This is a genomic window from Rhizobium sp. B230/85, from assembly GCF_019355735.1.
In the GTDB taxonomy this organism is placed as follows: domain Bacteria; phylum Pseudomonadota; class Alphaproteobacteria; order Rhizobiales; family Rhizobiaceae; genus Rhizobium; species Rhizobium rhododendri.
Window position 1 is genome coordinate 56280 of record NZ_CP072158.1, and the last position, 26114, is coordinate 82393.

General features: G+C 59.6%; 25 protein-coding genes. 15 read left to right on the forward strand and 10 right to left on the reverse strand.

Going from position 1 to position 26114, the window contains the following annotated elements; genetic code table 11:
- Window positions 1–94 precede the first annotated feature (94 nt).
- From J5289_RS25360 to J5289_RS25395, 8 genes are all read right to left on the reverse strand, one after another.
- Complete coding sequence (locus tag J5289_RS25360; protein WP_209185622.1) at window positions 95–1420, reverse strand: ABC transporter substrate-binding protein; 1326 nt, start codon at window positions 1418–1420, stop codon at window positions 95–97.
- A gap of 80 nt (window positions 1421–1500) precedes the next feature.
- Window positions 1501–2352, reverse strand: a complete 852-nt coding sequence (locus tag J5289_RS25365) for a carbohydrate ABC transporter permease (RefSeq protein WP_209185621.1) — start codon at window positions 2350–2352, stop codon at window positions 1501–1503.
- The gene (locus J5289_RS25370; RefSeq protein ID WP_209185620.1) at window positions 2349–3284 is read right to left on the reverse strand and encodes a carbohydrate ABC transporter permease; all 936 of its coding nucleotides are present in this window, start codon (window positions 3282–3284) and stop codon (window positions 2349–2351) included. Before J5289_RS25370 ends, J5289_RS25365 begins: the two co-directional genes overlap by 4 nt.
- A complete protein-coding gene (locus J5289_RS25375; protein ID WP_209185619.1) occupies window positions 3277–4380 on the reverse strand; it encodes an ABC transporter ATP-binding protein in 1104 nt (367 codons plus the stop codon). Before J5289_RS25375 ends, J5289_RS25370 begins: the two co-directional genes overlap by 8 nt.
- Window positions 4381–4627: 247 nt before the next feature.
- Window positions 4628–6139 carry an alpha-N-arabinofuranosidase gene (locus J5289_RS25380; protein WP_209207539.1) on the reverse strand — a complete coding sequence of 504 codons (1512 nt, stop codon included), beginning with the start codon at window positions 6137–6139 and terminating at the stop codon, window positions 4628–4630.
- A gap of 87 nt (window positions 6140–6226) precedes the next feature.
- Entirely contained in the window at window positions 6227–7171 is a 945-nt protein-coding gene (locus J5289_RS25385) for a transcriptional regulator (RefSeq protein ID WP_209185617.1), read from the reverse strand.
- An 83-nt stretch (window positions 7172–7254) separates the two neighbouring features.
- Window positions 7255–7422 (reverse strand): DUF2256 domain-containing protein, encoded by a 168-nt coding sequence (locus J5289_RS25390; protein ID WP_142824979.1) that lies wholly within the window; start codon window positions 7420–7422, stop codon window positions 7255–7257.
- 34 nt (window positions 7423–7456) lie between these two features.
- Window positions 7457–9004: a cryptochrome/photolyase family protein gene (locus J5289_RS25395; RefSeq protein ID WP_209188063.1), complete on the reverse strand. Its 1548-nt coding sequence runs from the start codon at window positions 9002–9004 to the stop codon at window positions 7457–7459.
- A 198-nt stretch (window positions 9005–9202) separates the two neighbouring features.
- Between J5289_RS25395 and J5289_RS25400 the strand changes: the two genes are divergently transcribed.
- Together J5289_RS25400 and J5289_RS25405 are read left to right on the forward strand one after the other, a co-directional pair.
- Complete coding sequence (locus tag J5289_RS25400; RefSeq protein ID WP_209188064.1) at window positions 9203–10036, forward strand: SDR family NAD(P)-dependent oxidoreductase; 834 nt, start codon at window positions 9203–9205, stop codon at window positions 10034–10036.
- A 200-nt stretch (window positions 10037–10236) separates the two neighbouring features.
- A complete protein-coding gene (locus tag J5289_RS25405) occupies window positions 10237–11247 on the forward strand; it encodes a sensor histidine kinase (protein ID WP_142824982.1) in 1011 nt (336 codons plus the stop codon).
- A 21-nt stretch (window positions 11248–11268) separates the two neighbouring features.
- On the opposite strand, the gene J5289_RS25410 is transcribed toward J5289_RS25405, so the two are convergent.
- Together J5289_RS25410 and J5289_RS25415 are read right to left on the reverse strand one after the other, a co-directional pair.
- Window positions 11269–12726, reverse strand: a complete 1458-nt coding sequence (locus J5289_RS25410; protein ID WP_209207540.1) for an ROK family protein — start codon at window positions 12724–12726, stop codon at window positions 11269–11271.
- A 15-nt stretch (window positions 12727–12741) separates the two neighbouring features.
- Window positions 12742–13659: a tagatose-bisphosphate aldolase gene (locus tag J5289_RS25415; RefSeq protein WP_209207541.1), complete on the reverse strand. Its 918-nt coding sequence runs from the start codon at window positions 13657–13659 to the stop codon at window positions 12742–12744.
- A gap of 263 nt (window positions 13660–13922) precedes the next feature.
- Between J5289_RS25415 and J5289_RS25420 the strand changes: the two genes are divergently transcribed.
- The 13 genes from J5289_RS25420 (at window position 13923) to J5289_RS25480 (ending at window position 26000) form a co-directional block, all read left to right on the forward strand.
- Entirely contained in the window at window positions 13923–14834 is a 912-nt protein-coding gene (locus J5289_RS25420) for a sugar-binding transcriptional regulator (RefSeq protein ID WP_209185718.1), read from the forward strand.
- 163 nt (window positions 14835–14997) lie between these two features.
- Window positions 14998–15990: an ABC transporter substrate-binding protein gene (locus tag J5289_RS25425; protein ID WP_142824985.1), complete on the forward strand. Its 993-nt coding sequence runs from the start codon at window positions 14998–15000 to the stop codon at window positions 15988–15990.
- Window positions 15991–16095: 105 nt separating this feature from the next.
- Complete coding sequence (locus J5289_RS25430; protein WP_142824986.1) at window positions 16096–17160, forward strand: ribose ABC transporter; 1065 nt, start codon at window positions 16096–16098, stop codon at window positions 17158–17160.
- Window positions 17153–17899, forward strand: coding sequence for an ATP-binding cassette domain-containing protein (locus tag J5289_RS25435; protein ID WP_111221205.1), 747 nt, complete (start codon window positions 17153–17155; stop codon window positions 17897–17899). Before J5289_RS25430 ends, J5289_RS25435 begins: the two co-directional genes overlap by 8 nt.
- A 362-nt stretch (window positions 17900–18261) precedes the next feature.
- Window positions 18262–19497, forward strand: coding sequence for an MFS family transporter (locus J5289_RS25440; RefSeq protein WP_244615336.1), 1236 nt, complete (start codon window positions 18262–18264; stop codon window positions 19495–19497).
- Between the two features lie 57 nt (window positions 19498–19554).
- A complete protein-coding gene (locus tag J5289_RS25445) occupies window positions 19555–20274 on the forward strand; it encodes a CHASE3 domain-containing protein (protein ID WP_209185612.1) in 720 nt (239 codons plus the stop codon).
- 366 nt (window positions 20275–20640) lie between these two features.
- Entirely contained in the window at window positions 20641–21480 is an 840-nt protein-coding gene (locus J5289_RS25450; protein WP_209185611.1) for a transporter substrate-binding domain-containing protein, read from the forward strand.
- Window positions 21481–21532: 52 nt separating this feature from the next.
- Window positions 21533–22195, forward strand: coding sequence for an amino acid ABC transporter permease (locus tag J5289_RS25455; protein ID WP_209185610.1), 663 nt, complete (start codon window positions 21533–21535; stop codon window positions 22193–22195).
- Window positions 22196–22199: 4 nt separating this feature from the next.
- Entirely contained in the window at window positions 22200–22859 is a 660-nt protein-coding gene (locus J5289_RS25460) for an amino acid ABC transporter permease (RefSeq protein ID WP_209185609.1), read from the forward strand.
- A gap of 12 nt (window positions 22860–22871) precedes the next feature.
- Window positions 22872–23642: an amino acid ABC transporter ATP-binding protein gene (locus J5289_RS25465; protein ID WP_280637918.1), complete on the forward strand. Its 771-nt coding sequence runs from the start codon at window positions 22872–22874 to the stop codon at window positions 23640–23642.
- Between the two features lie 18 nt (window positions 23643–23660).
- Window positions 23661–24050, forward strand: coding sequence for a RidA family protein (locus tag J5289_RS25470; RefSeq protein ID WP_142824993.1), 390 nt, complete (start codon window positions 23661–23663; stop codon window positions 24048–24050).
- Between the two features lie 15 nt (window positions 24051–24065).
- A complete protein-coding gene (locus tag J5289_RS25475) occupies window positions 24066–24872 on the forward strand; it encodes an IclR family transcriptional regulator (RefSeq protein WP_209185608.1) in 807 nt (268 codons plus the stop codon).
- Between the two features lie 147 nt (window positions 24873–25019).
- A complete protein-coding gene (locus J5289_RS25480) occupies window positions 25020–26000 on the forward strand; it encodes a helix-turn-helix domain-containing protein (protein WP_209185607.1) in 981 nt (326 codons plus the stop codon).
- The last annotated feature ends 114 nt before the right edge of the window (window positions 26001–26114 follow it).

A 26114-nucleotide genomic window follows, 5' to 3' on the forward strand; every position in this document is an offset into this window, starting at 1 on the left:
GAAAGGCGCCTTGGCGAGCCGTTCCCTTCGATCGACATGCCTATGCCCGCCAGAAATACTCTGGCGGGCATAGGTCGTTCGGTAGCGTTGTTGGCTAGAGGTTGCCGAGGAGGTCGTTGACGCGCGACTCCATATCCTTGAGGGCAGCGCCTACATCCTTCTGGCCGGTGACGGCCGAGCTCATTTCCTGGCCGATGATGTCCTGAATGGCGAACTGGCGCTGGACTGCGGAGGGAAGCGGGGTGCCGAGTGTCGTGATCGATGAAATGGTGTCACGATGCGGCAGCGCCAGGAATTCCTTGGATGTCAGCACGGCCTTGATCGCCGGCAGATGGCCGGTGCGTGACCAGTCAAAGTCGTTGTCGTGGAAGAATTTCAGGAATTTGCCGATTGCGGCTATCTGTTCCGGCGAGCGATCCTTCTGCGATACCGCCCAGCTATGTCCATCGGCATACTGCGCCTTCTTGCCGGGGAAGAGCTGCGGATAGGGATAGACGGCATAGCCGCCGGCATTGAGCGAGGTTCCGGCCTTTTCCGACGACGCAGTGTAGTCGCCGATCATCCACGTGCCGTTCAGATGAACGCCGCCTTCGCCGGCCAGGAATGCATTGATGCTGGCGGAGTAGTCGAGATCCTTGGTCGTGTCGCCATTGTCGAAGATAGCCTTGTACATCTCAACGACTTTTCTGGCTTCCGGCGTATCCAGCTTCACATGCTTAGGATCGGCGAAGAAATTGGAATCCTGCTGAAACAGGTAGGTGTAGAGATTGCGGGTATAGAGAGCGACCTCGTTGGCAAGGTTCTGGACGAAATAGGGCTTGCCGGTCTTTTCCCGGAATTGCTTTGCCTGCGCCAGAAGCTCGTCGACGTTTTTCGGCAGTATCGGTGTGCCGTCGGCATTGACGAGACCGGCCTTCTTGAAGAGACCCATGTTGATGTGGAAGAGCATGGTCCAGTTGTCGATCGGCAGGCCGTAGATCTTGCCTTCCTTGGTAACGCCGCTGAGGCTTGCCTCTGTGAAATCGGTAGAGGCGACGCCGACAGATTTCAGGACATCGTCGAGCGGCATCAGCAGGCCTCTCGAGGCATAATCGCCCAGCACTGACTGGTGGATCGTGACGATATCCGGCGGGTCGCCAGCGGCGAACTGGGCCGTCAGCTGATCGTAGCCCGGCCATTCCACAGTGGTGACGCTGACGTGCACATCGGGATTGTCGGCGTTGAACTTGTTGATCAGCGACGTCATGATGCCGCATTCGCCCACCGCCTTGGATACATCGGTGTTGGTGCCGAAATCCGCATCGCAGGCGCCGAAGAAGCGCTGCACCGAGAGTTCGGTTGCGGCAAAGGCGGGACTAGCCCCGGCGAGAGCAACGACCGAAGCCGCCGCCAGCAGATATCTCCTGAAAATATGCGTCATATCATCTCCTCCTCGTGGGGTCGTTAACCCCTGTTGGCCCCTCCCAGGGCATTGTCTCGACGTGTCAGGCGCGTAGTAGTTCATCGGACGGCGTTACCGGAGACCGCCGTGACGATGTACTTCTGGAAAAACAGGTAGAGAACGAGCACCGGCGCGCCGGCAAAGACCGCCTGCGCCATCAGGAAGCCCAGTCCCTCCGACTGGGCAAAATTGCTTTGCGTCGAGGCCATGCCGACGGTCAGCGTGAACATGTCCTTGCGCGTGCCCGAGATCAGCGGCCAGAGGTATTCGTTCCAGGAATTCAGGAAGGTAAAGATCCCGAGGGTCGCCTGTGCCGGGATGGTGAGCGGCAGCAGGACCTTCCAGAAGATCTTGAACCGGCTGGCATTGTCGAGCAAAGCCGCCTCGTCGAGCTCCTTCGGAATAGCACGGAAATACTGGGTCATCAGGAACACGCCGAATGGCGCCGAAAGGCCAGGCAGGATCAGCCCCTGATACGTATTGTGAAATTTCAGCCAGCTGAAAATCTGGTGGCGGGCAATCAGCACGGCCTGCTCGGGAACCGCAAGGCCGAGTAGGACAATGATGAACAGCACGTCGCGGTAGGGGAAGTTCAGCCGGGCGAACCCATAGCCGGCGAGCGAGGCCAGGATCAGGGTCATGATGGTCATCGTGCCCGACACGATCAGGCTGTTGAGGATCCAGCGGAAGACCGACGACGTGCCGAGGATGTCGATATAGTTCTTTATCGTGTAGGGAGCGCGAAAGACGGCATTCATATCCGTCATCAGCTCCTTGTTTTCCTTCAGCGACAGGGCGACGACCCAGACCACCGGCGCCATCATCACGATGGCAACGGCAATCACCAGCCCCAGGATAACGCGGTCGCCGACGGAGCTTCCGATCGTGGTGGATGTCGGGTTGATGCTCATCCTTCTTCCCCTTGCCGGCGAGAGAACAGGTATTGCGCCATGGCCGCAATCAGGATCAGCACGAACAGCACCTCGGAAGCGGCAGCCCCGAGGCCGAGATCCCACTTGGTGAAGGCGGTCTCGTAGATGTAATAGACGATCGGCTTCGAAGCGTTGTTGGGGCCACCCTGGGTCAGCAGCTTGGACTGGCCGAACAGCTGGAACTGCAGCACGATCTGGATGATGACGACGAGCACGAAGGTGCGCCGTATCGAGGGCAGGGTGATGTACCACAGCACACGCCAGCGGCTGGCATTGTCGAGCGCCGCAGCCTCGTAGATATCGCCCGGTATCTGCTGCAGTGCCGAAAGGAAGAGCATCATCGGCAGCCCGATGCACCACCAGATGGTGGCGATGGCAATGGCGATCATCGCCAGGTCCTGATTGGACAGGAAGGCGGGCGCGGTTGCCCCGAACCAGCCGTAGATGGTCGTCAGCAATCCGAAATTCGGCACGAAGACGATCCGCCAGATCAGCGTCACGATCGTTACCGACAGCACCGAGGAGGAGAAATAGACTGCGCGGAGGATGGTGGCGGTGCGCGTCTTGCGGTTCAGCCCCAACGCCAGCAGCAGGCCCATGACCGCGAGAAGCGGCACGGTGAGGGCAACGAAATAGAAGGTGTTGCCAATCGACTGCAGGAATATCTTGTCGTTGTAGAGCCTCAGATAATTGCCCAGGCCGACGAATTTTCCGACGCCGAAGGTGTCCGCCTTGTGGACGCTCAGCCATATGCCCCAGAACAGCGGCACGACCAGCAGGGTCACGAAGAAGAACAGGAAGGGCACGATGAAGAGCGCATTGCGCCACTGCGGAGCGTTGACGCCCAGGTGACGGCGGCGTCCAACCGATGATACCGCAGGACGTGCGAGGGACAGCGCGACCTCAGCCATGAAGGCGCTCCTCGCAATGCCACGCGCGTCCATCCGCATCGAAGAGATGCACCCTGGTTCCGTCGATGGCGAGGGAGACGGTATCGCCGACAGCCACTCGGCTGTTGCCGATGTCTTCGGCGACGATGATGCTTTCGTCAGCCAGCCGCACGTACAGCAGCGTCCGGTCACCGAGCCGTTCCAGCACATCCACCTTGCCCGTCACGGCAGCTGGCGCCGATCCGGCGAGCTTCACCGCCTCGGCCCGGATGCCGAGCGTGTAGTCGCCTCCGGCAGCGATGCCACCGGGCCGGATGGCGGTCTCCACCGTGCTGCCATCGGCAAGGGTCGCCTGAAGAAAACCGTCGCGCTCCGACAGCTTTACGGACAGGAAGTTCATTGTCGGCGAACCGACGAAGGCGGCGACGAAACGGCTGGCTGGCCTTGTATAGATATCCATCGGCGAGCCGATCTGCTCGATCCGGCGGTTGTTCATCACCACGATGCGATCGGCCAGCGTCATGGCTTCGATCTGGTCGTGGGTTACGAAGACCATCGTCGATTGCACGCGGTTTCTGAGCTGCGCCAGTTCAAGCCGGGTGCGCACCCGCAACGCCGCATCGAGGTTCGACAGCGGTTCGTCGAAGAGAAAGGCTTTCGGTTCCTTGACGATGGCGCGGCCGATGGCAACGCGCTGGCGCTGGCCGCCGGAAAGCTGGCCGGGTTTTCGATCGAGCAGATGACCGATTTCCAGCATGCGGGCTGCTTCCGCCACGCGGGCGTCGATCACATCGGCTGCAACCTTGATGTTGCGCAGGCCGAAAGCCATGTTGTCGGCGACGGTCATGTGCGGATAGAGCGCGTAGCTCTGGAACACCATGGCAATGTCGCGCTGGCCCGGCGGCAGCGTATCGATCCGCTGCCCGTTGATCGAGATCGTGCCCTCGTCGACGGTTTCGAGCCCGGCAATCATGCGCAGCAGAGTAGACTTGCCGCAGCCGGAAGGCCCGAGGAAGACCATGAACTCGTTGGCCTTGATCGTCAGCGACAGGCTGTCGAGCACCGTCAGCGCTCCGAAACGCTTGCTGACATTGAGTATTTCGATATCAGCCGTCATGTCGGCACCTGCGCACCGGACGCTGAAACGAAAATTCTGATATCGATATGCGAGCAGCAACCGTTACAGATGAACCCGCCAGCTGTTGCGGCGAAGTTCTTCTCGGTCCACGACTGCGCCAAAATAGAAGCTATTGCTTCCATCTTCTCCTCCCAGAGACGTCAGGCATCGCTGCAAAGACGTTAAGACAAACGATGACAATGTCAACAGATAGGCGATATGTATCGCCTATCGTGATATATAAAAATCAGGCCTGAAGCCGAATCATGCGGTAGGAAAGCGGCGCAATCGACGCGCTGAGCGTTCCGTCCGAGACGCTCGCGCCGGCCGCCTTGCGCGGGACGACGTTGTCCGGCTTGCCGGCGGTGTTGGAGATTGCGAGATCGGGGTGGGCAATCTCCTGGTCGTCGATCACCGCCAGGGTGCCGAATTCCAGAAGGGCGATGCCCAGATCCAGCGCTTCCTGCTGATGCCGGTTGACGATGAAGAAAGTGATCGTCCGGGACGTATCGTCATGGACGGCCGAGATGTCGAGATAGGGGATGTCGCCAAGGCCATCGGCTGCATAGGTCGGGCTGTCGACGATCAGCTTCAGCGCGGTGCCGCGGCCATAGACCGATGCGAAATAGTAGGGGTAGTAGATGGTCTGTCGCCAGGCCGGCCCGCCCGGTACCGTCATGATCGGGGCAATGACGTTCACCAGCTGCGCAAGGCAGGCGATCTTCACGACATCGGCGCGGTTGATGAAGGTGTTGAGGATGCAGCCGACCTGCAGGACATCCTCGAAATTGTAGTCGTCTTCCAGAAGCGCCGGCGCATGGGGCCAACCGCTGGCGCCTTCGAGGATCGCCTTGTCGCGCTCCTTTGAGTGGTACCAGACGTTCCACTCGTCGAAGGAAATATAGACATCCTTGGTCGAGCGCTTCTTCGCCTTGATGAACTCGATGACGCCGGCGACCGTGCCGATGTAATTGTCGAGTTCGACGCTTTTGGCGAGGAAATTCGCAGTGTTTTTGGCGCGATTCTCGAAATACATATGCAGCGAGATATAATCCACCTCGTCGTATGTATGATCCAGCACCGTTGCTTCCCACTGGGGGTAGGTCGGCATGTGGGCGTTGGACGAGCCGCATACGACCAGTTCCAGCGAACTGTCGAAGGCCCGCATGGCTTTCGCGGTCTCGTGCGCCAACCGTCCATATTCGTCCGCCGATTTGTGTCCGATCTGCCAGGGGCCATCCATCTCGTTGCCGAGGCACCAGAGCTTGACGTCGAAAGGTTCGGCGCGGCCGTTGTCGCGTCGCTTGTCGCTCCATTCGCTGCCGCCGGGATGGTTGACGTATTCGAGGAAATTGCGCGCCTCGTCGAGGCCGCGCGAGCCGAGATTGACGGCGAGCATCATTTCGGTGTTGGCGGATTTGCACCAGTCAGCGAATTCGTGAATGCCGACCTGGTTGCTCTCTGATGTGTGCCATGCAAGGTCGAGCCGCGTCGGACGGCTCTCGCGCGGACCGATGCCGTCTTCCCAGTTATAGGCCGAGACGAAGTTGCCGCCGGGATAGCGCACGACCGGAACGTTCAGCTCCTTGACGAGATCGATGACGTCCTGGCGCATGCCGTTGGCATCTGCGGTCGGATTGTCCGGTTCGTAGATGCCGGTATAGACGGCGCGGCCGAGGTGCTCGATAAACGAGCCGTAGAGGCGCGGATCGATTTCGGAAATCGTGAATCGGCTGTGCGCGGTGACCGCAACTTTCATGGCATCCTCCACTATATCTTATTTCGTGATTTATATCACGATTTAGGGATAATAAAGCGGATGCCCCTGGCGGGGTCAAGTGGAATTTTATGAAGCTTTTGGCTCGCGGCGGGTCTTCAGTCGCAGCAGGATATCCTGGTCGTAATTTCCGAACCCTCGTCCGAAGATGTTGATCCCGCCTGGATGCTTGGCATCGTCCCGCACCCCTATACGCAGGCGGATGGAGTGGTGCTCCTCGAGTTTCAGGTCTGCCAGCGAAATGTTGGAGATGCGCAATCCGTCGACAAAGGCGCCGTCGTCCGTGATGCGGAAATTCTTGAGCTTTCCGTATTGCGATCCCTTCAGCTTCCACCAATCAGGGGTGAAGACGCCGCGTTTGTCGCCGAAATCGCCGGGCGACGTCCAGGTGCCGACATCGACGCCGTTGACCGAGAGAGTGATATCCGAAGGCCAGTCGGCGCTGGTGCCGGGCACTTCCGAGCTCAGTTCCATGACGAATTCTATTTCGCGGACGCTGGTATTGGTCAGCCGCGCATTGTTCGGGAACTGGTATTCGACATGGCCGCGAGTGAACCAGATGAGCGCTGTTTTCATCCGGTCGGGGTCGAGAAAGGTGCTGGGAACATCGAGCAAGCCGATGATACCATCGACCGAACAGAGGCCGCAGGGAGCTGTCACCTCGAAGCTGGTGTAGAGACCAAGCGGCATGGAAACTTCCACGGCGTCCGCTTCGGTTTCCTTGATGTCGTTCTTGAAGACAACGAGAACTTCGTCGTAGACGCTGTAACAGACCTTCTGGTTGCCTTTTCGAGCCTTGTGCGTCTCGGTGCGGATGAGGCCGGCCTCTTCGAGCATCTGGACATTCGTCGATACGCTGGATTGCGGCAGCGACAGGATATCGGCGATCTCGTTGACATTGAGAGGCCCCTTTTCGTGCAGCAATTTGAGGATGGAAACCCGCGCAGGCGAGGCGAGGCCCTTCAGCACGGACATGTCTTCCACGGGGTCGACGACAAGGAAATTGCGGCTCATGAAAGTCCGATCAGCCTTCAGGAAATGGATGATCTTCTATATCGAGAATTTTGATTTATTCAATCGTGCATCAAACGGCACGTTCAACTGACGGGGGTCGGCTTGGTGTCGGACCTGGTGCGGCGGCAGCGCTCCGAGCAGAACTTGACATCGCTCCAGCTGGCAGCCCATTTCTTGCGCCAGGTGAAGGGCAGGCCGCATGATGCGCAGATTTTCGTCGGCAGGTCCGCCTTCTTTTTCATTTTCGGCATGGTGCGGGTCTCGTCATGGAGAGGCGGGGCTTCATTAGACTTTCTCGCCGGTATCGAGTTTCTGGAGAAACGCTGCAGCGCTGGCCCTGTATGCTTGTCGCTTGCCATCCTCCATGCGGTTCCAGGATGCGTAGACCTGCGCCAGACGATGATTTTTCGACAGGACGGATTTGTTGCGATCGAGGAAGTCCCAGTAGAGCGCGTTCAGCGGACAGGCATCGTCGCCGACCTTCTTCGATACGTCGTATCGGCAATCTTTGCAGTAATCGGACATCCGGTCGATATAGGCGCCGCTGGCGGCATAGGGTTTGGACGCCATGAAGCCACCATCGGCAAACTGGCTCATGCCGATCACGTTTGGAAGCTCCACCCATTCGAAGGCGTCCGCATAGACAGACAGATACCATTCGTGGACGGCGTGGGGATCGAGGGCAGCCAGCATAGAGAAATTCCCGACCACCATCAGGCGGTGGATATGGTGCGCATAGGCATGGGTCATCGTTTGCGTGATGACAGTCGAAAGGCAGGTCATCTCGGTGTCGCCGGTCCAGAAAAACGCCGGAAGCGGCCGGCTGGCTTCGAAGACATTGCTGTTTTCATATCCTGGCATCTTCAGCCAGTAGATGCCTCTTATATATTCCCGCCAGCCGATGATCTGGCGGATGAAGCCTTCCACCGCATTCAGCGGCGCCGATCCTTCGAGATAGGCCCGCTCTGCTGCGCGGCAGACAGCCAGCGGGTCGAGCAGGCCGATGTTGATATAGAACGATAGCAGTGCGTGGTTGAGAAACGGCTCGTCTCTCAGCATCGCATCCTGGGTTTCGCCGAAGTTCGGTAGAAAATCACGTATGAAAGCCTCGGATGCGGTCTCTGCATCGGCGCGGGTGACGGCAAATCCGAAGTTCTTCGTCGAGCCCATGTTCCCGGCAAATGTCCGCTCGACGAGATCGAGGACCTCGGTGGTGATCGCGTCAGGTTGGAAAACCGGGTGCTTCGGGCGAAACATATCCGGTTTTGCCGGCTTTCGATTTTCGGCATCGAAGTTCCATTTGCCGCCCTCGGGTTCCGCGCCTCGCATCAGCAGGCCGGTTTTCCGGCGCATGTCGCGATAGAAATATTCCATCGTCAGTGAGCGTCTTCCCGCTGCCCATTCCCGGAACATGTCTACGGAGCACAGAAAACGGGTGTCTGTCCTGATTTCGAGAGGGACTTCGAGGGTCGATTTCCAACCCTCTTGCGACTCCAAGACCCGCCATTCGGAACCCTCGGTGACGACGACGCCCCGAGGCGACACGGCGGCGACGGCGCGGGCGAGTTCACCGGTAAACGAGCCGGCATTCTCCGGGTCGTCCAGTCGCGTATATCGCAGTTCGAACCCCTTGTGGCGAAGTTCCTCGGCGAAATGCCGCATGGCCGAGAAGATCAGCGCGATCTTCAACTTGTGATGCGGCACATAGCTCGCTTCTTCGATGACCTCGCACATCAGGACCACATCCTGCTCAGGATCGGCGTTCTCAAGGCTGGAGAGGGAGGCGGACAATTGATCGCCGAGAACGAAGATGAGATGACGGACGGGCTTCATCGAAGGGCTTTCAGGTGAGGGACATCGTCTGGTGCAATCCCTTACGCTGTCGGGGCGTCAGCGGATCTTTTGAAAGCTGCGCTCTCCGCGGCAATGTTAGAGGTTGACGCGTTGAATTCCGGCGGACACGCCATATGTCCACTCCGGGACAGATCGGACGGGTGTTGCCCTGATGCCGATCGGAACGAGGAGACTCTCTTGAACAAGCTGGATGGAACCGTGTGCCTGGTGACAGGTGCGGGCCGAGGCATAGGCCGCGAAATCGCCCGTCATCTCGCCAAAGCCGGTGCCGCGGTCGCAGTTGTGGCACGGACTGGCAGCGAGATTGCCGAAACGGAATCGCTGATCCGCGAGGACGGCGGGACGGCGTTCGCACTGCCAGTCGACCTCGTCGATCGGCATGCGGTAGCGCGCGCGACTGCGCTCATCGCCGAAAAGCTCGGCCCGGTCGACCTGCTGGTCAACAATCACGGCTCCTTCCGTGCGTTCGGACCGATCTGGGAATGCGATCCCGATGTCTGGTGGCAAGACGTCGAAATCAATCTGCGTGGCAGCTTTCATACGTCGCGGGCGCTCGCACCCGCGATGCTTGAGCGCGGCAAGGGCCGCATCGTCAACCTTGTCGGCGGCGGAACCGGCAACAGCTTTCCGAACGGCTCCGGCTACGCATCCAGCAAGGCAGCGATTATGCGCTTTACCGAATGTCTCAACGATACCACCAGGGAAGGCGGTGTTCTCGCTTTCGCGGTGGATCCGGGACTGGTGCGGACGACTATGACGGAAATGCAGCTCCTGTCGGAGGAAGGGAAAAAGCACCTTCCCGCAATCCAGCAGCTGTTTGCCGATGGCGTAGACGTGCCTCCGTCGCGTGCCGCCGGCCTCATCGTCGATATCGCCAGCGGTCGCTTCGATGCGCTGTCGGGGCGTTTGCTGCGCGGCGCCGACGATCGCGATCTGCTGGAAAAAGAGATGAACAAAGTGGTCGCCACCGGCGGCAGGGCTTTGCGTTTCACCAGCCTGTTTCCCGAGTAGATGCGATTTCGCACGCGGGACCCTGCGGTTACTTTCTCCGGGCTCGGGTGACTCTCTTCTGGATTGCGGATGAGTATCGCTACTCGTGGATGCAATCATGGCGAGGTTGCCAATGAAGAGTGTTTTTGACAATTTGGACTTTTAACTGCGCATAGAGCTATACCGCATTGCATTGCCAGCAGCCAGATTCCGGAGTTTCCATGACCACGACAGCAGAAGCCTTGAAACCTCTTCTTTGGGAACCCAAAAACCTGGTACGCGCGATTCAGGCGGCCGGCGTCACATTATGGTCGTGGAATGTGGACACGGATGCCTTGGCTATGGACGATCATGCCTATGACTTGTGGGGAATTCCGCGCGGCCAGGATATCAATTTCGAAGACCTTTCTGCCCACATCCACCCGGCTGACCGTGATCGCGTCCGGGCTGCCTTCACGGCGACGAGGGCTCTCATCGGCGCCTACGAGATCGATTTCCGCGTTATAATCGGCGAAGAGCTCAAATGGATTTCGGCGCGCGGCCAAGGTGACGATGCTGGAATGGTCAAGCGGATCATGTTCGGTATTTTTATCGATGTCACCGGACGCAAGCAGGCGGAAGAAGGCCGTGAACTGCTGGCTGGCGAGATGAGCCATCGCGTCAAGAATCTTCTGGCGATCGCTGCAGGGTTAACGGCTATCACTTCCCGCTCGACCGAGACCACCAACGATATGGCGCGAGAGCTGACGCTGCGCTTGACGGCTCTCGGTCGTGCCCACGATCTGGTGCGGCCCGTACCCGGCCAGACGAAGGAAGCGTCGGCGCTTCTCGGCGACCTGCTTACCGTTCTGCTTGCGCCCTACGACGATCTCGGCGCATTCAGCGGGCGTATCCGCGTTTCCGTACCGCGCATGAGCGTCGGGGAATCGGCAACGACAATCCTGGCGCTGATCGTCCATGAACTGGCAACCAATTCCCTGAAGTACGGTGCGCTGTCGGTGGATACCGGAATACTCGATGTGTCCTGCTCGGCGCATGATGAAGCCGTGACGATCGTTTGGACAGAGCGGGGGGGACCCAAGGTCCGCGCACCCACCGGCGTCGGAGGCTACGGCAGCAAGCTCGTCGAGCGAAGCGTTACCGGCCAGCTTCAAGGTTCCATCAAGTACGAATGGTTCGAGGGCGGCGTTGTGGTCACCCTTGTGGTCAATCCGTTGCGGCTTGCGAAGTAGCGCGGATAGCTCGGTTCCGGCTTATGACGCTGGCGTCATCCCGGAGAGCACCAATTTTGCCCATCTAACGGCAGCGTCGTCATCCGGAAGTTGCGTTGTATCGACATCGTAGACCGGGCCGACTGCGGAGGGGCCGGCCCGCTTGGCGAGCTCGATCAGTTCCGGGATATAGGAAGCCCCGGGATGGCCGGGAAGGCGCTTCTCCAGCCGGGCAGCATATCGCTCTGCGAGGATCTCTCCCGGCGCATGACACCAGATTTCGGCAATGTCGGTGGCGCCGGACATTTCTATATGCTCCCTGAGGAGCTCGAGCGGCTGAAACCCAAACCACGCATCGACAATGAAGGTCGAACCGTCGGGCGCATCGCGGATAACCGACCATATCGCCTTGTAGCTTGCCTTGCCGAGCGTCCGGTTGAACAGCCGGTCGACGTCTTCGATGTATTCGAGAAATGGGTTCTTGACAGTATCGAGGGCAAGGATCGGCCATCCCGTTGCCTCGGACACCGCATGCGACAGACGGCTCTTGCCCGATGCGGGTATGCCATTGACCATGAGCACACGTTTGCCGCTGGCCTGGCGCGAAGGCCAGCCTTGCCGCTGCCTGGCGAGTTCGTGGGCTGCGAGCCCTGCGCCAACTATGCCCGCATCGTCACCGAGTGCTGCGGCTCTGACCGGCGTGCAGTTCCAGCCTGACACGGCCGGAAGAAACGCCAGCGCCTCGACTGCCGCCTGTCCCATGCCTCCGCCGAGCAGCAGGATGGCCGGATCGAAGGCTGCCGATAGTGTTCCGAGCGCCGCGCGAAGCGGTCCCGCCCAGTTCCTGATGACGCCGAGGGCGCGGTCGTCTCCGTCCCGTGCTTGGCTGAGGATATCCTCGAACCGCGTTCCGGCCGGATATCCGGCTTCGTCGAGGTGGCGCCCAAGCGCGGTTCCCGAAGATTCGGTTTCGACGCATCCCACCTGTCCGCAGATGCATTGCCGGCCGCCGTGGTTGACGACGATATGGCCAAGCTGCCCGGCACTTTGCTTGCCGTTGACGATGCGCCCGTTTTCCATTGCCGCACCGCCGATTCCGGTGCCGATCGTCAGCATCACGGCGCTGCGGGCGCCGCGTGATGCGCCGACGCCGGTCTCGCCGAGCAGCGCCATGCTGCAGTCATTGGCAATGGCCACCGGCTTGCCGAACGCGCTTTCGATCAGCGTCCTGAAATCGCAGCTGGACAAATCGAGATAACCGCCGGACAGCACGGCCCCCGCATGGGCATCGACGCGCCCGGGAACGCCGATGCCGATGGCCACGACCTGTGGACCATCGATTTCGCGGATGAGGCCTGAGATGATGTCGATGGCCGTTTCCCGGTCGCGGCTCCCGGGAACGACCTTCTTGCTCAGGATCTCTCCGGTCGCGGAGATCAGTGCAGCGCGAATATTCGTACCGCCGATATCGACGCCGATTGCACATTGCTGCGTTTTCATGTCTGCGACCGGACCTTATGCTGCCTTGCTGGTGCGCGTATTGTAATAGCGCGCAATGATCGCCTGGATATCCTTCAATCTCGAGACCGCGATCGTCGAAAGCTTCTTTTCCGAGATTTCCCGGTCTATCGAAATGCAGTCCTTCCAAAGCGAACGGCCTGCAATGACGCCCGAAGCGCCGTTCTTCATGGCTGCTTCGACCTGGACGAGAAAGGTCTCGTGATCGACACCGGCCGACAGCACAGCCCATGGAACGTTGCCGGCAAGCTTGGTGATGTTGGCGCAGGCTTCTTCCGAGCCAGGGTAAGGGATCTTCAGAACCTTGGAACCCAATTCCAGGCATGCGTGCGAGCCCTCGAAGATCAGAGCCGGCACTTTCGCTTCGTATTCCGCAGGGCTTTCACCTTCGAGCCGGTAGGTCAGGAACTCGACGACGAGCAGCAGATCCTCGCGACCGAAATCCTCGATGAAGTGCTTCAATGTTGCAAGGTTCTGCGTGTTGGCCTCCGGAACATCCATGCGCAGATAGACCATGATCTTGCCGCCGGTGCCGCCGAGTTGGCGAACGCGCCGGGCATCGATGCCTTCCACCATCTTGGAAATGCGGTAGCCTTCCGGCGATGTGTCCCATCCGGATGCGTCGAGGCCGATCAGAAGCCCGGTATCGCGCGGAAGAATGCCGCGATCAACGAGATGCGGTACGGCGCAGATCGGATCGACCAGCACGCAGCCGGCGTGGGCGGCGAGGTGGCGGGTGATATCGGCCTTGGTATCGCCGAGCATGTCGTTGCCGATCTTTGCCTGCTCCTCGGGCGTGGAGGCGAGAAGCGACCGCATTCCGCCGCGCTGGTCGCACGCGATCACCATCATCGCGCCGTTGGCCCCGCAGATTTGCTGATACGCGCGCTGTTCCGCTGTCGTCATGGCTGTCATCACATCTACTCCCTGTCCGCTGAATTATGGGCGGTTGCTGATCAATTGCTCGACGGAGCCTCTGAAAACGGTCACAATTCTGCGATGCGCCACCGGGTGCGGTTGGCGATGGGATAGCCTTGATTTTTAGGCATTTCGGCAGGATTGCGGTTTAGCCGCTTTTCAGCGATAACTCCTCCAAGTCTCGTTCATGTAACACGTTTCAGAAAGGAATTGCAAGAGTGCCTCCGCAGCCTTCGCAAGAAACTCCGGCATCGCGCGCCATGCTGCACATGGTTGCAAAGCTGCACTATGAGGCAGACATGTCGCAGGTTGACATTGCCAAGAAGGTGGGTGTCTCGACGGCAACAGTGTCCCGCCTGCTGCAGAAGGCCCGTGCAGTCGGGATTGTCAGGATCGAAGTTCTGGACCTCGCCTCACCGGACGAGATCAGGCTCGAACTGATCGAGGCGCTCAAGCTGAAGCGCGCTGCGGTGATCGATACGCCGGCCTCGGGTGTTCTGGGGTCTCTCGCTGCCCCCTTGGGAAACCTGCTGAAAGAAGAGGGCCTCGGAACCGGCTCGGTGCTCGGCATAGGCTGGGGGAGGGCCATTCGCGAAGTGCTGATGGTTGGCCTGCCCCGTATTCCCGGTATGCTGGTGGTGCCCTTGAACGGCGGGATGCAGCAGGCGGCGCAGCACTTCCAGATCAATGAGTTTGTCCGCCTGGCTGCCGAACATGTCGGCGGCACGCCCCGCTTCCTGCACGCGCCGTATCTCTCTTCGACGGATTTGCGCGAGGCATTTCTCAGCGACCCCTTCGTGCGCGAGACCACTGGTCTCTGGGACCGCATGGATTGCTGCATCGTCGGAATAGGACTTCCCCACGCCATAAATCCGCCCGAAGCGAGTGCCGCCACGCTGAACGAGCAGGCGCTGAGTGCCGTCGGCGATGTCATCCGCCACTATGTCGACATCGATGGCCGGATGCTGACCTGGGTAGGCGAGGAGCGGATGATTGCAGCTTCGCCCGAGCAATTGCGTCGTACCGGATTGGCGATCGGCGTCGTTGCCACCGTCGAGAAGGCGGCCGGCGTCATCGGCGCAGTGCGGGCGGGCATGATCAATGCCCTCGTTACGGACACCGCCACCGCGCAGGCCATCCTGGACATTCTGCGCGCGGAAGCGACAAGCTGAGCATTTCGGAAAGTCCATTTGCATTCATTCAAAAATAAGGAAATTCGTTTCAGGAAGAAATTTCACTTGACGAGAGGTGCATCTCGGCATGAGGATCGTGTTGGCCGGTTTCCAGGAGGGGACGCCGTCTAGCATAGAACACTAGCTCATAATGGAGGAGACTATGAAGCGTCGTTCATTCTTCAAGGTTGCCGCTGCTGCGGCAATTGTAACATCCACAGCCCTGACCGCAGGTCACGCCGGCGCTGCGGACAAGAAATATACAATCGCACTCGTACCCGGCCTGACCACAGACGCTTTCTATATCACTATGCGCAAGGGTGCCGAGGCTGCTGCCAAGGCTGTTGGCGCTCAACTGGTGTTCCAGGGTGCCCCCGATTTCAATCCGGTCACGCAGGTGCCGGTGCTGGACGCGGTCATTGCCAAGAAGCCTGATGCCATCCTGATCGCCCCGACCGACAAGGACCAGCTGGTCCAGCCGCTGAAAAAGGCGAGCGACGCCGGTATTCCGGTCATCACCGTCGATACGTTCATCGGCACGGGCGTGTATCAGACCGGCGCCGGCAATGCCGATTTCCCGCTCTCTTACATCGCATCCGACAATGTGCTCGGCGGTGAAATCGCTGCCCGCGCGCTGGCAACTGCCGTTGGCGACAAGGGCAAGGTCTATGTCTCCAACGTCAAGCCGGGCGTCTCGACGACCGACCAGCGCGAGCAGGGCTTCAAGAAGGAAATGGCCGCCAACCATCCGAACATTCAAGTGCTCGACACGCAGTTCAACGACAACGATGCCAACAAGGCGGCGTCCCAGGTTCAGGCAGTCTTTGCCCGTAACCCGGATCTCGTCGGTGTGTTCGGCGCCAACCTGTTTTCGGCTCTCGGATCGGCCACAGGCGTCAAGCAGGCTGGCAAGACGGGCGCGGTCAAGGTTGTCGCCTTCGACGCACCGACCAGCATGGTCGACAATCTTAAGTCCGGCCTGGTCGATGTTGCCATCGCCCAGCATCCGGCCGAGATCGGCTATTTTGGTGTCATGGCCGCCTATGCGCACCTGACCGGCAATTCCATCCCGACCGCAATCGGCACGGGCTTTACCATCATCAACAAGGCCAATGTGTCCGACCCAAAGGTCGCGAAGTACATCTACTCTGACTAATCCAAAGGGCGCCCGCGGTCGGTCTCTATCCTCCGCGGGCGGTTTCCAGCGTCAATTTGTAACGCATGCAGCCTTAGGCCGCAGGCCCTGCTCCTGGATGAAAAAATGACAAGCACTGTCGAAACCCCGCCGAAGGCGGACCTGCATGTCGCGCCTCAGGCGGACCATGCCGACCAGACCAAAAGCCTGATCACGCGGATCGCCCAATTGCGTGCCTGGTTGTTTCTCGCCGCGCTGATCCTCGTGTTCGAGATCTGGTCACGCCTTTCGTTCGGCGGAACATTCGTGTTCTCGCCTTTCAATTGGCAGTCGATCGCGATCTTTGCCGTTGCGCCGCTGCTTCTTGCCATCGGCCAGACCTTCGTCATTATTTCGGGCGGCATCGATTTGTCGATGGGCTTTATCATGGGGCTTGCCGCCGTGGTGGCTGCCCACATGACCAATATAGCCGGCCTTTACATGCCGCTGCCGGCTGCCATGATCTTCGGCATTCTCGTCGCCATCCTGGTCGCCACCATTCCGGGCGTCGTCAACGGGCTGCTGATATCGCGGCTGAAGGTTCCGCCCTTCATCGGCACGCTCGGTATGTTCGGCGTCGCACGCGGCGCGGCTTTCCTGCTCGCCGGTGGAACGACGGTGCCTGTCAACAACGACTATTTCGCCATCCTGGGCAACGGCCGCATCTTCGGCATTCCCTACCTGGTCATCGTCACGGCGGTGTTTGTGCTGCTCATGCATTACCTGCTCAGCCAGACCCGCTTCGGCCAGCATAACTACGCGATCGGCGCCAACGCACAGGCTGCCCGTCGCGCCGGGATCGATATCAAGCGCCATCTGATGCGGCTCTACATGCTGTCGGCGGCCTGCGCCGGCCTTGGCGGTGCGCTCTATGCCGCGCGCTTCACGGCAGGTGCTGCCCAGGCGGGCGAACCGCTGTTGCTCGATTGCGTTGCGGCCGTGGTCATCGGCGGCGCCAGCCTCTTTGGCGGATCCGGATCGATCCTCGGAACCGTTGCCGGCGCGCTGGTCATCGCAGTCATCCAGTACGGTCTCGTCTTCCTCAATGTCGAACCCTTCTGGCAGTTCATCGCCGTTGGCGTCGTCATCATCATTTCGGTTCTCATTGACCAGGCCCAGCGCCGGTTCACCGGAGCAAAGCAAGATGAATAGCCAGACCCCCCTGCTCGAAGTCCGCAACCTGTCCCGCAGCTTCGGCGCGGTCAAAGCGCTGGAAAACTGCTCGCTGGTCGTCCATCCTGGCGAAGTGGTAGCGCTGGCTGGAGACAATGGCGCCGGCAAGACGACAATGATCAAGACGATTTCCGGCGTCTATCCGCCGACCTCCGGCGATATCCTCATCGAGGGCAAGCCTGTGTCGTTTTCCTCGCCGCAGGACGCGCGGGAAAAAGGCATCGAGACGATATATCAGGACCTGGCGCTTGCTGATAACCTGACCATAGGTGCCAATATCTTCCTTGGCCGCGAGCCGATGAAAAAGGTCTTCGGCTTCCTGCCAGTCATCGATCGCCAAGCTATGGCCGAGGCTGCCCGCAAGACGATGGCGACACTGGATTTCCACGTAAAGCGGCTCGATGCTCCGGTCAGCAACTTTTCCGGCGGCCAGCGCCAGGCGGTGGCAATCGGCCGTGCCGTGTACTGGAATGCGCGGATCCTGATCATGGACGAGCCGACGGCAGCACTCGGCGTGCCCGAGCAGCGCAAGGTCGTGGCGCTCATCAAATCCCTGAAAGCGCAAGGGCGAGGCGTGGTTTTCATTTCCCATAACCTGCAGGATATTTTTGCCGTCTCCGACCGGATCGTCGTCCTGCGTCGCGGCATCGTTGCCGGCGAAAGAAAGATTGCCGAAACCACTCATGACGAGATCGTCAAGCTGATGATCGGCGGATAGCTGCAGGTCTCCTGGTTTCTCCGAACGGCGATGCAGGTCGCCGTTTGTGGACCTCATGCAGGGGTGCCTGCCGCAGTCAAACTCCTGAGCATTCTCGCATCGCCGGAAGACGCCGCAGAGCAATTGTGCGCAGTGCGGGGTGCTCCGGCGTGGGCTCTCATAACCTTGGGTAAAAGGCAGGCTCATCCCGCAAACATTACGTTTTTAGGTTGCATCTCCCGCTGGCGGTTCTAGATCTCTTCCGCAACGCGCTTTGCATGTTGATCCGCATGATCCGGGAGGAGGAAATCTTGTCAGACCCAGCCACCACGACCACGGTGCCTTACACGGCCGAGGAAACCCGCCACCGCATCGTTGCGATCATGGCTGCATCTTCGGGCAACCTTGTGGAATGGTTCGATTTCTACGTCTACGCCTTCACCGCGCTCTATTTCAAAAGCTCGTTTTTCCCCAACCAGGATCCGACGGTCCAGCTGCTTCAGACGGCCGGGGTTTTCGCTGCGGGCTTCCTGATGCGGCCGATCGGCGGTTGGCTCTTCGGCCGCGTCGCCGATCGTCTCGGGCGCAAGACCTCGATGCTGATCTCGGTATCGATGATGTGCGGCGGCTCGCTGATGATCGCGGTCCTGCCGACCTATGCGCAGGTCGGGGTCCTCGCGCCCTTCCTGCTGCTGGTCGCACGGTTGATCCAGGGTCTGTCGGTGGGCGGCGAATACGGCACGACCGCAACCTACATGTCCGAAGTCGCATTGCGCGGCCGGCGCGGCTTCTTCTCGTCTTTCCAGTATGTCACGCTGATCGGCGGGCAACTGCTGGCGGTGCTGGTGATCGTCATCATCGAGGCGCTGATGACCAGCGAACAGATCACCGAGTGGGGCTGGCGCATTCCCTTTGCAATCGGTGCCGTCGCTGCCGTCGTATCGATCTTCCTGCGTCGCACCCTGACGGAGACCCAGAATGCTGAAACCCGCAACAGCAAGGAAGCAGGCTCGCTCTCGGCACTTTTCCGCAATCATACCCCCGCTTTCCTGACGGTCCTCGGCTACACCGCCGGCGGGTCGCTGATCTTTTACACCTTCACCACGTACATGCAGAAATATCTCGTCAATACGGTCCACATGCCGGTGAAAACGGCGAGCTACGTGATGACCGTGGCGCTGTTCCTCTACATGTGCATGCAGCCGATATTCGGTGCCTTGTCCGACCGGATCGGCCGCCGCAACAACATGCTGCTGTTCGGCGGGCTCGGCACTCTTTGCACGTTGCCGATCCTCGTCACGCTGCAGCACGTCACCGACCCCGTCATAGCAGGCGTCCTGATCGTGGTCGCACTCGCCATCGTCAGCTTCTACACTTCGATCAGCGGCATCGTGAAAGCCGAGATGTTTCCGGCCGAAGTGCGCGCCCTCGGCGTGGGTCTCGCTTATGCCGTGGGCAACGCTATATTCGGCGGCTCCGCAGAATTCGTGGCGCTATCGATGAAGAACGCCGGAAACGAGCAGCTGTTCTACTGGTATGTCACCATCATGATGATAATCGCCTTCCTCGTCGCCCTAAGACTCCCCCGCCAGGCACGCTATCTGCACGATGACCATTAAGTAAGGGCGGATTCGAGCCTGAGGTATTGCGTGTTTCAGGATCGTGACGGGAGGTGAATGATGGACTGGTCGTGGCAAGGGCTGAGGCGCTCATATCTGACGACGCCTGTGCTGCTGCGGTCTATTCCGGTCGGTATGGTCATCGCATGCGGCGTCGTTGCCACCAGCTGGACGCATAGTTTGCTGAGCAACCATCAACAACTCGTCGTCCACGCCTATCAGGTCATAGACACCACCAAAGACGTACTGATCGGCCTCGACGATGCCGAGACGGGACAGCGGGGATACCTGTTGAGCGGAGATAGCCGCTATCTGGATCCGTACGAAAAGGCCTTGACGAGACTGACGCAACTGCGCGCGACCTTGGCGGTATCGATCTCCGACAACACAGTTCAGGTGGAACGGGTGCGCAGGCTGAACGGTCTTATCGACGAGAAGCTCGCGGACTTGCAGCAATCGATAACCACGCATGACGCCAAGGGTTTCGAGGCGGCGAGGACGATGGAACTCGAAATGATGCAGAAAGCCACGATGGACAGCATCCGGCGAGTCATCGGCGACGTGACCGAAACCGAAAAAGCACTTCTTGCCGCCCGACAGACAAAGGTGGACCGGGACGAGATGCTTATCCGCGTGGTCGCCATCCTCGTCGGTCTCGCATCCTTCCTGACCCGCGCCGGTATCGAAGTGTACCTTGCAAGGACCGGGCGTGCATCGGTTGCAAGCCCTAGGGCAGACGCAGCCGTCCCAAGCAAGAGCTTGGAGAAAGACCGTTGAAGGCTGGCATGCCCGACGGCACGCGACACGCTTCGGCCGCTGAAACGCAAGTTTTCTAGAATACAGGCTAATTGGTCGGTTAGCGCTGTTCGGCATATTTTGAAAATGCCCGGTTTTGCGCTTGCCACCCTCAGCCGCAGATTTCAGGGCAACGTCACGCCCTTTGCCGACACTCCCCGACTGGCCTCCGGTTCCCCCCAAATTGCTGCACTGCCACAAATTTAGCCACTGAAAAACAGTGCGACGTTTTTAGCGTCGTCCGCTTGACAATTCATGGCTGATAAAGCTTTTTATCAAAATCCAGTAAAACAGACGTATGTCCGGTATATTGGACATTCAATAAATCATCTTTTCAAGGGGAACGTCATGACCTTTTCTATTCGTGCCGGCCTGATCGCCCTGGCCGCAGCAGTCGTTTTTTCAAGCCCCGTTCTTGCCGACGGCAGCAAGCTCGATGAAGTGCTTGCACGCGGCCACCTGGTAATGGGTACCGGCAGCACCAATGCGCCGTGGCACTTCAAGAGTGCGGACGACAAGCTGCAGGGCTTCGATGTCGATATGGGCCACATCATCGCAAAGGCCTTGTTCGGCGATCCGGACAAGATCGAATACGTCAACCAGTCGTCCGACGCCCGTATTCCGAACATCACCACGAACAAGGTCGACATCACCTGCCAGTTCATGACCGTCACCGGCGAGCGCGCCCAGCAGATTGCCTTCACCATTCCCTATTACCGCGAAGGTGTCGGCCTCATGCTGAAGGCTGACGGCCAGTATGCCGATTATGCCGCGCTGAAAGCGGCAGGCTCGTCGGTCACCGTTTCGGTGCTGCAGAATGTCTATGCCGAAGCCATGGTCCACGCAGCGCTTCCGGACGCCAAGGTCGACCAGTACGACTCCGTCGATCTCATCTACCAGGCTCTGGAATCCGGCCGGGCCGATGCTGTCGCCACCGACCAGTCATCGCTCGCCTGGTACATGACCCAGAATGCCGGCAGGTATAAGGATGCCGGCTATGGCTGGAACCCGCAGACCTACGCTTGCGGTGTCAAGCGCGGTGACCAGGATTGGCTGAACTTCGTTAACACGGCTCTGCATGAAGCAATGACCGGCGTTGAGTTCGATGCCTATGCGAAGTCCTACAAGACCTGGTTCGGCAAGGACCTGACACCGCCGCAGATCGGCTTCCCGGTCGAATTCAAGTAACTGGCTCCGGGGAGCGAGGCATCCCTCGCTCCCTGTTTCTCCGAGGACGACCATGGGTTACACGCTGAATTTCTCTGCGGTCTGGCGCAATTTCGATTTTCTCTGGAGCGGTTTGGCGTTGAGCCTCGGCCTGGCGGTCATCTCGATCGTGATCGGCGCCGCAATTGGCCTGGTGGTTGCATTTGCCTTGCTGTCTAAGCAGCGGTTCGTGGCCATCCCGGCGCGCTGCTATGTGACGCTGATACGCAACCTGCCTATCCTCGTGCTGGTCCTGTTTGCCTATTTCGCGCTGCCGCAGATGGGATTCAGGTTAGACAAGGTGAAAAGCTTCATCCTGGTGCTTTCCCTCTATTCGGGCGCCTATCTGGCGGAAGTATTTCGCGCCGGGCTGCTGTCCATTCCGAAGGGCCTGACCGAAGCCGGCCTCGCCATCGGCCTGACCTCGAGCCAGATCCGCACCTCGATTATCGCGCCGCTGATGTTCCGGAACGTGCTGCCGTCGCTGTCCTCGACGATCATATCCCTGTTCAAGGACACATCGCTTGCAGCGACCATTGCCGTGCCGGAACTGACCTTCGCCGCCCGCAAGATCAATGTCGAAAGCTTCCGTGTCATCGAGACATGGATGGTCACCTCCGGTCTCTATGTCGTCACCTGTCTTCTCATTGCTGCCGTCATGCGCTTCTTCGAGCGCCGCCTGGCGCTGCCGAGGTAAGCCGATGTCCCACAGTTTCCTCGAACAGCTCTGGATTGCCCGCTATGTGATCGTCAGCGGGCTGATGATGACGATATCGATCTCGCTGCTGGCCATCGTTGCCGGCTCGGTCGTCGGTGTCTTCGTCGGGCTCGCTCTGGCTTACGGTAACATGGCGCTGCGGTTTGTCGTGCGGGCCTATGCCGACATCATCCGCGGCACGCCGGTTCTCGTGCTTGTTCTGGCCAGCTACTATGTCTCGAGTGCCGTCGGTCTTGACCTCGGTCCTTTTTCTGCCGGCGTGCTGGCGCTGGCGATCTTCTGCTCGTCACATGTCGGTGAGATCGTGCGCGGCGCGCTGCAGGCAATCCCCCGGGGGCAGACGGAAGCCGCCAAGGCGATCGGCCTGACGTTCACGCAGACATTCACCTCCGTGCTTTGGCCGCAGGCGTTGCGCCAGTGCCTTCCGGCCTGGGTCAACACGGCTGCAGAAATCGTCAAGGCATCGACGTTGCTTTCGGTCATCGGAGTGGCCGAGCTGTTGCTGCGCAGCCAGGAGATCATCTCGCGCAACTTCATGAGCCTGCAGTTCTACTTCCTCGCAGGCGCCCTCTATTTCGTCGTCAATTTCGGGATCGAGCGCTTTGGCAAATTCGTCGAGCGCAAGACCATGCTGCCATCTTGAGGAGGCTTGCCAATGGCCAAGACCATGCTTGAAATCAAAGGCCTGCGGAAAACCTACGGCCACCATGAAGTGCTGCAGGGCGTCGATTGTTCCGTCGCGGAAGGCGAGGTGATCTCGATCATCGGCTCGTCGGGTTCCGGCAAGACGACGATGCTTCGCTGTATCAACATGCTCGAGGAGTTCCAGGGCGGAACCATCAACCTCGATGGCGAGGAGATTGGCTACCACATCGAAGGTAGCTCGCGCCGCCGCAAGAGCGAACGGGAAATCGCACGCCAGCGCGCGCTAACGGGCATGGCCTTCCAGCAATTCAATCTCTTTCCCCATATGACAGCGGCCGAAAATGTCATGCTCGGTCTCGTCAAGGTGAAGAAGATGCCGAAAGCCGAAGCCCGGACGCTTGCCGAGCGCTGGCTCGATCGCGTCGGCCTCTCGGCGCGCAGCGATCACTATCCCGGCCAGCTGTCGGGTGGCCAGCAGCAGCGCGTTGCGATTGCCCGGGCGATCGCGATGTCCCCGCGCCTGATGCTGTTCGATGAGGTGACCTCTGCGCTGGACCCGGAGTTGGTGGGCGAAGTACTGCAGGTTATCAAGGGCCTGGCGGCAGACGGAATGACCATGCTGCTGGTGACGCACGAGATGCGTTTTGCCTATGAGGTGTCGTCGCGGGTTATCTTCATGAACCAGGGTGTCATCTGCGAAGAGGGCGATCCCAGGGAAATGTTCGTACAGCCGAAGACCGAGCGGCTCGCCGAGTTTTTAAAGACCTCGAGTTTCAACTAAGCAGGAAAGTGAAATATTATGACGATCAAACGTTATGGCGCCGGAGAAAAAGGCGCTGGCGGTCAACCCCTTCCGTTCGCACGGGCTACGGAAGCCGGTGGCTGGCTTTATGTTTCCGGTCAGGTCCCCATGGAGAATGGCGAGATTGTGCCCGGCGGCATCGTCACCCAGAGCCGGAAGGCCATCGACAACATGATAGCCATCCTCGATGAGGCCGGCTACACGCTTCAGGATGTGGTGCGCGTCGGTGTCTGGCTCGACGATCCGCGGGATTTCTGGAGTTTCAATGGCGTCTACGCCGAATATTTCAGCGAGAATCCTCCCGCGCGCGCTTGTGTCCAGTCGCGCATGATGGTCGATTGCAAGGTCGAGGTGGATTGCGTCGCCTATCGCTCGGATCGCGCCTGAATATTGGAGAAATGCATGGCTGAGGCTGCTGTCGAGATCGCATCGCGACGCACCAGAGGACTGGATCGCGCTTTCGAGATCCTGGAGTTTCTGCGCGTCAAGCGCCAGCCCATGAGGCCCAATGAGATCGCGGCGGAAATAGGCGCGCCGCGATCCTCGGTATACGAACTGGTCAACCTGCTTCTCGGCCATGGCATGCTCGACTATCAGGGAGACGACGGGCGGGTGTTCCTCGGCCGTCGTCTGTATTTCCTTGGAACAGCCTATGCCGAGCATTTCGATCTGATGCGGGAATGCGAGCGCATGCTGACCCGGCTTGCGGTGGAAACGCGCGAAACTGCCCAGATGTGTCTGCTCGAAGGCAACAAGTACACTGTCGCGATGATGCGCGAGGGCATTCGACCCTTCCGTATTTCCTCCAACGTAGGCGAAACAGTTTCGATCCCCTGGACGGCGTCGGGACGGCTGCTCGTCTCACACCTGACCGACCAGCAGATCATCGATTTGATCCCGCCGGAAGATTTCACGCTGCCGGATGGCAGGCAGCTGGATCCTGCAGCCTTTCTGGCCGAGGTGCGGACTGCAGCGCGGGATGGATATTTCACCTTCAACAGCGAGGTGGAAAACTTCACCCATTGTTTCGCCGTGCCGATTTACCAGGCCGGTGGCAACTGCATTGCCACCCTCTGCCTCGTCGCGCCTCGGGAAGATGGATTGCGCAACCGCGAACTCTATCTGGAGAGCCTGTTGACGGCCGCGAACGAGATCTCCGACAAGCTCGGGTTCCACAACGAGCGTGCCAGGGTTGCCGTCCCCCGCTGAGGTCTCCGGGCTGGCTGGCTACTTGGGTCGCAGCACGGCCATGCTCATAAGTTTATGCGTTTTTTAGCAATACGACCCACCGAATTGATGTACTCTGCCCTCAATAGCAGGAACCGGGAAAAGCCGGCCTACAGGGGAAGTCGATGCATGAGATACGTCGTCGATGATATCAGCGGTCAAGCCGGGGGCGATGCCTGGCAGGCTGCGGTGACCGAAACCTATTTTCCACTCGATACCGAATACCGCAACAGGCGGGAATTCAGGGGCGTGCTGGAGACATGGTCTCTAGGCCTCGTCGGTGTGTCGAGGATGGAGTGCGACGGCGTCAGCTATCGTCGCCACCGCCGCCACTTTCTCAACGAACGAGATGCAAGTCTTCTCATCACCATTCCTGAAGTCAGCGAAATCGACTTCTCGCAAGGCTCGCGCAGCGTCAATTGCAAGCCGGGTGGATTCATTTTGGAGCGTGGCGATGCGCCCTATGAATTCTGGCACGGCCGCCCGAATGCCCTCTGGGTGCTGAAGGTCCCGGCTGCGAGCGTGCGCTCACGGATCGGCTCGACGGATCGGTTCAGCGCGCTCAGTTTTGACGGGACCCGCGGTGTCGCCGCCCTCTTTCTCGATACGGTACGGACGACGATCAACCATGTCGACGACATCGACGACGTCGCGCGTGAACTGACCGGTCGGCACATTCTCGAAATGCTCTGCCTGTCGATCGTCAGCGACGACCGCGTGCTCGATAGCAATATCTCTTCGATACGGGCAGGGCACCTGCATCGTGCCGAGCAGTACATTCGCGACAATATCAAGAATGCAGATCTCGGTCCGCAATCGGTAGCGGAAGCTGGCGGCATTTCGTTGCGCTACCTGCAGGGCCTGTTCCAGGACAGCAACAAGTCGATCAACGGTTTCATCCGCGACAGCCGTCTGGAGCGCTGTGCCGAGGAACTGATGTCGCTGACCGTCACCACGACGATTGCTGAAATCGCCTATCGCTGGGGCTTCACCGACCAGTCGCAGTTCTGCCGTCACTACAGATCGAAATTTGGCTGCTCGCCAAGCGAGACGCGCCGCGAGGCCCTGCTTCGGGCAGGTAGGACCCACCCGGGAAAAAAGCCGCACTAGCCACTTCGGCCGAGCGGCAAGGGGACATTTGACGCCGTCCGGGCGACCGATCCGGACTTTCGCAACTACCGGACAATCGAAGCGCCATTCCGTGAGGGGTTGGCGAGCGAAGAG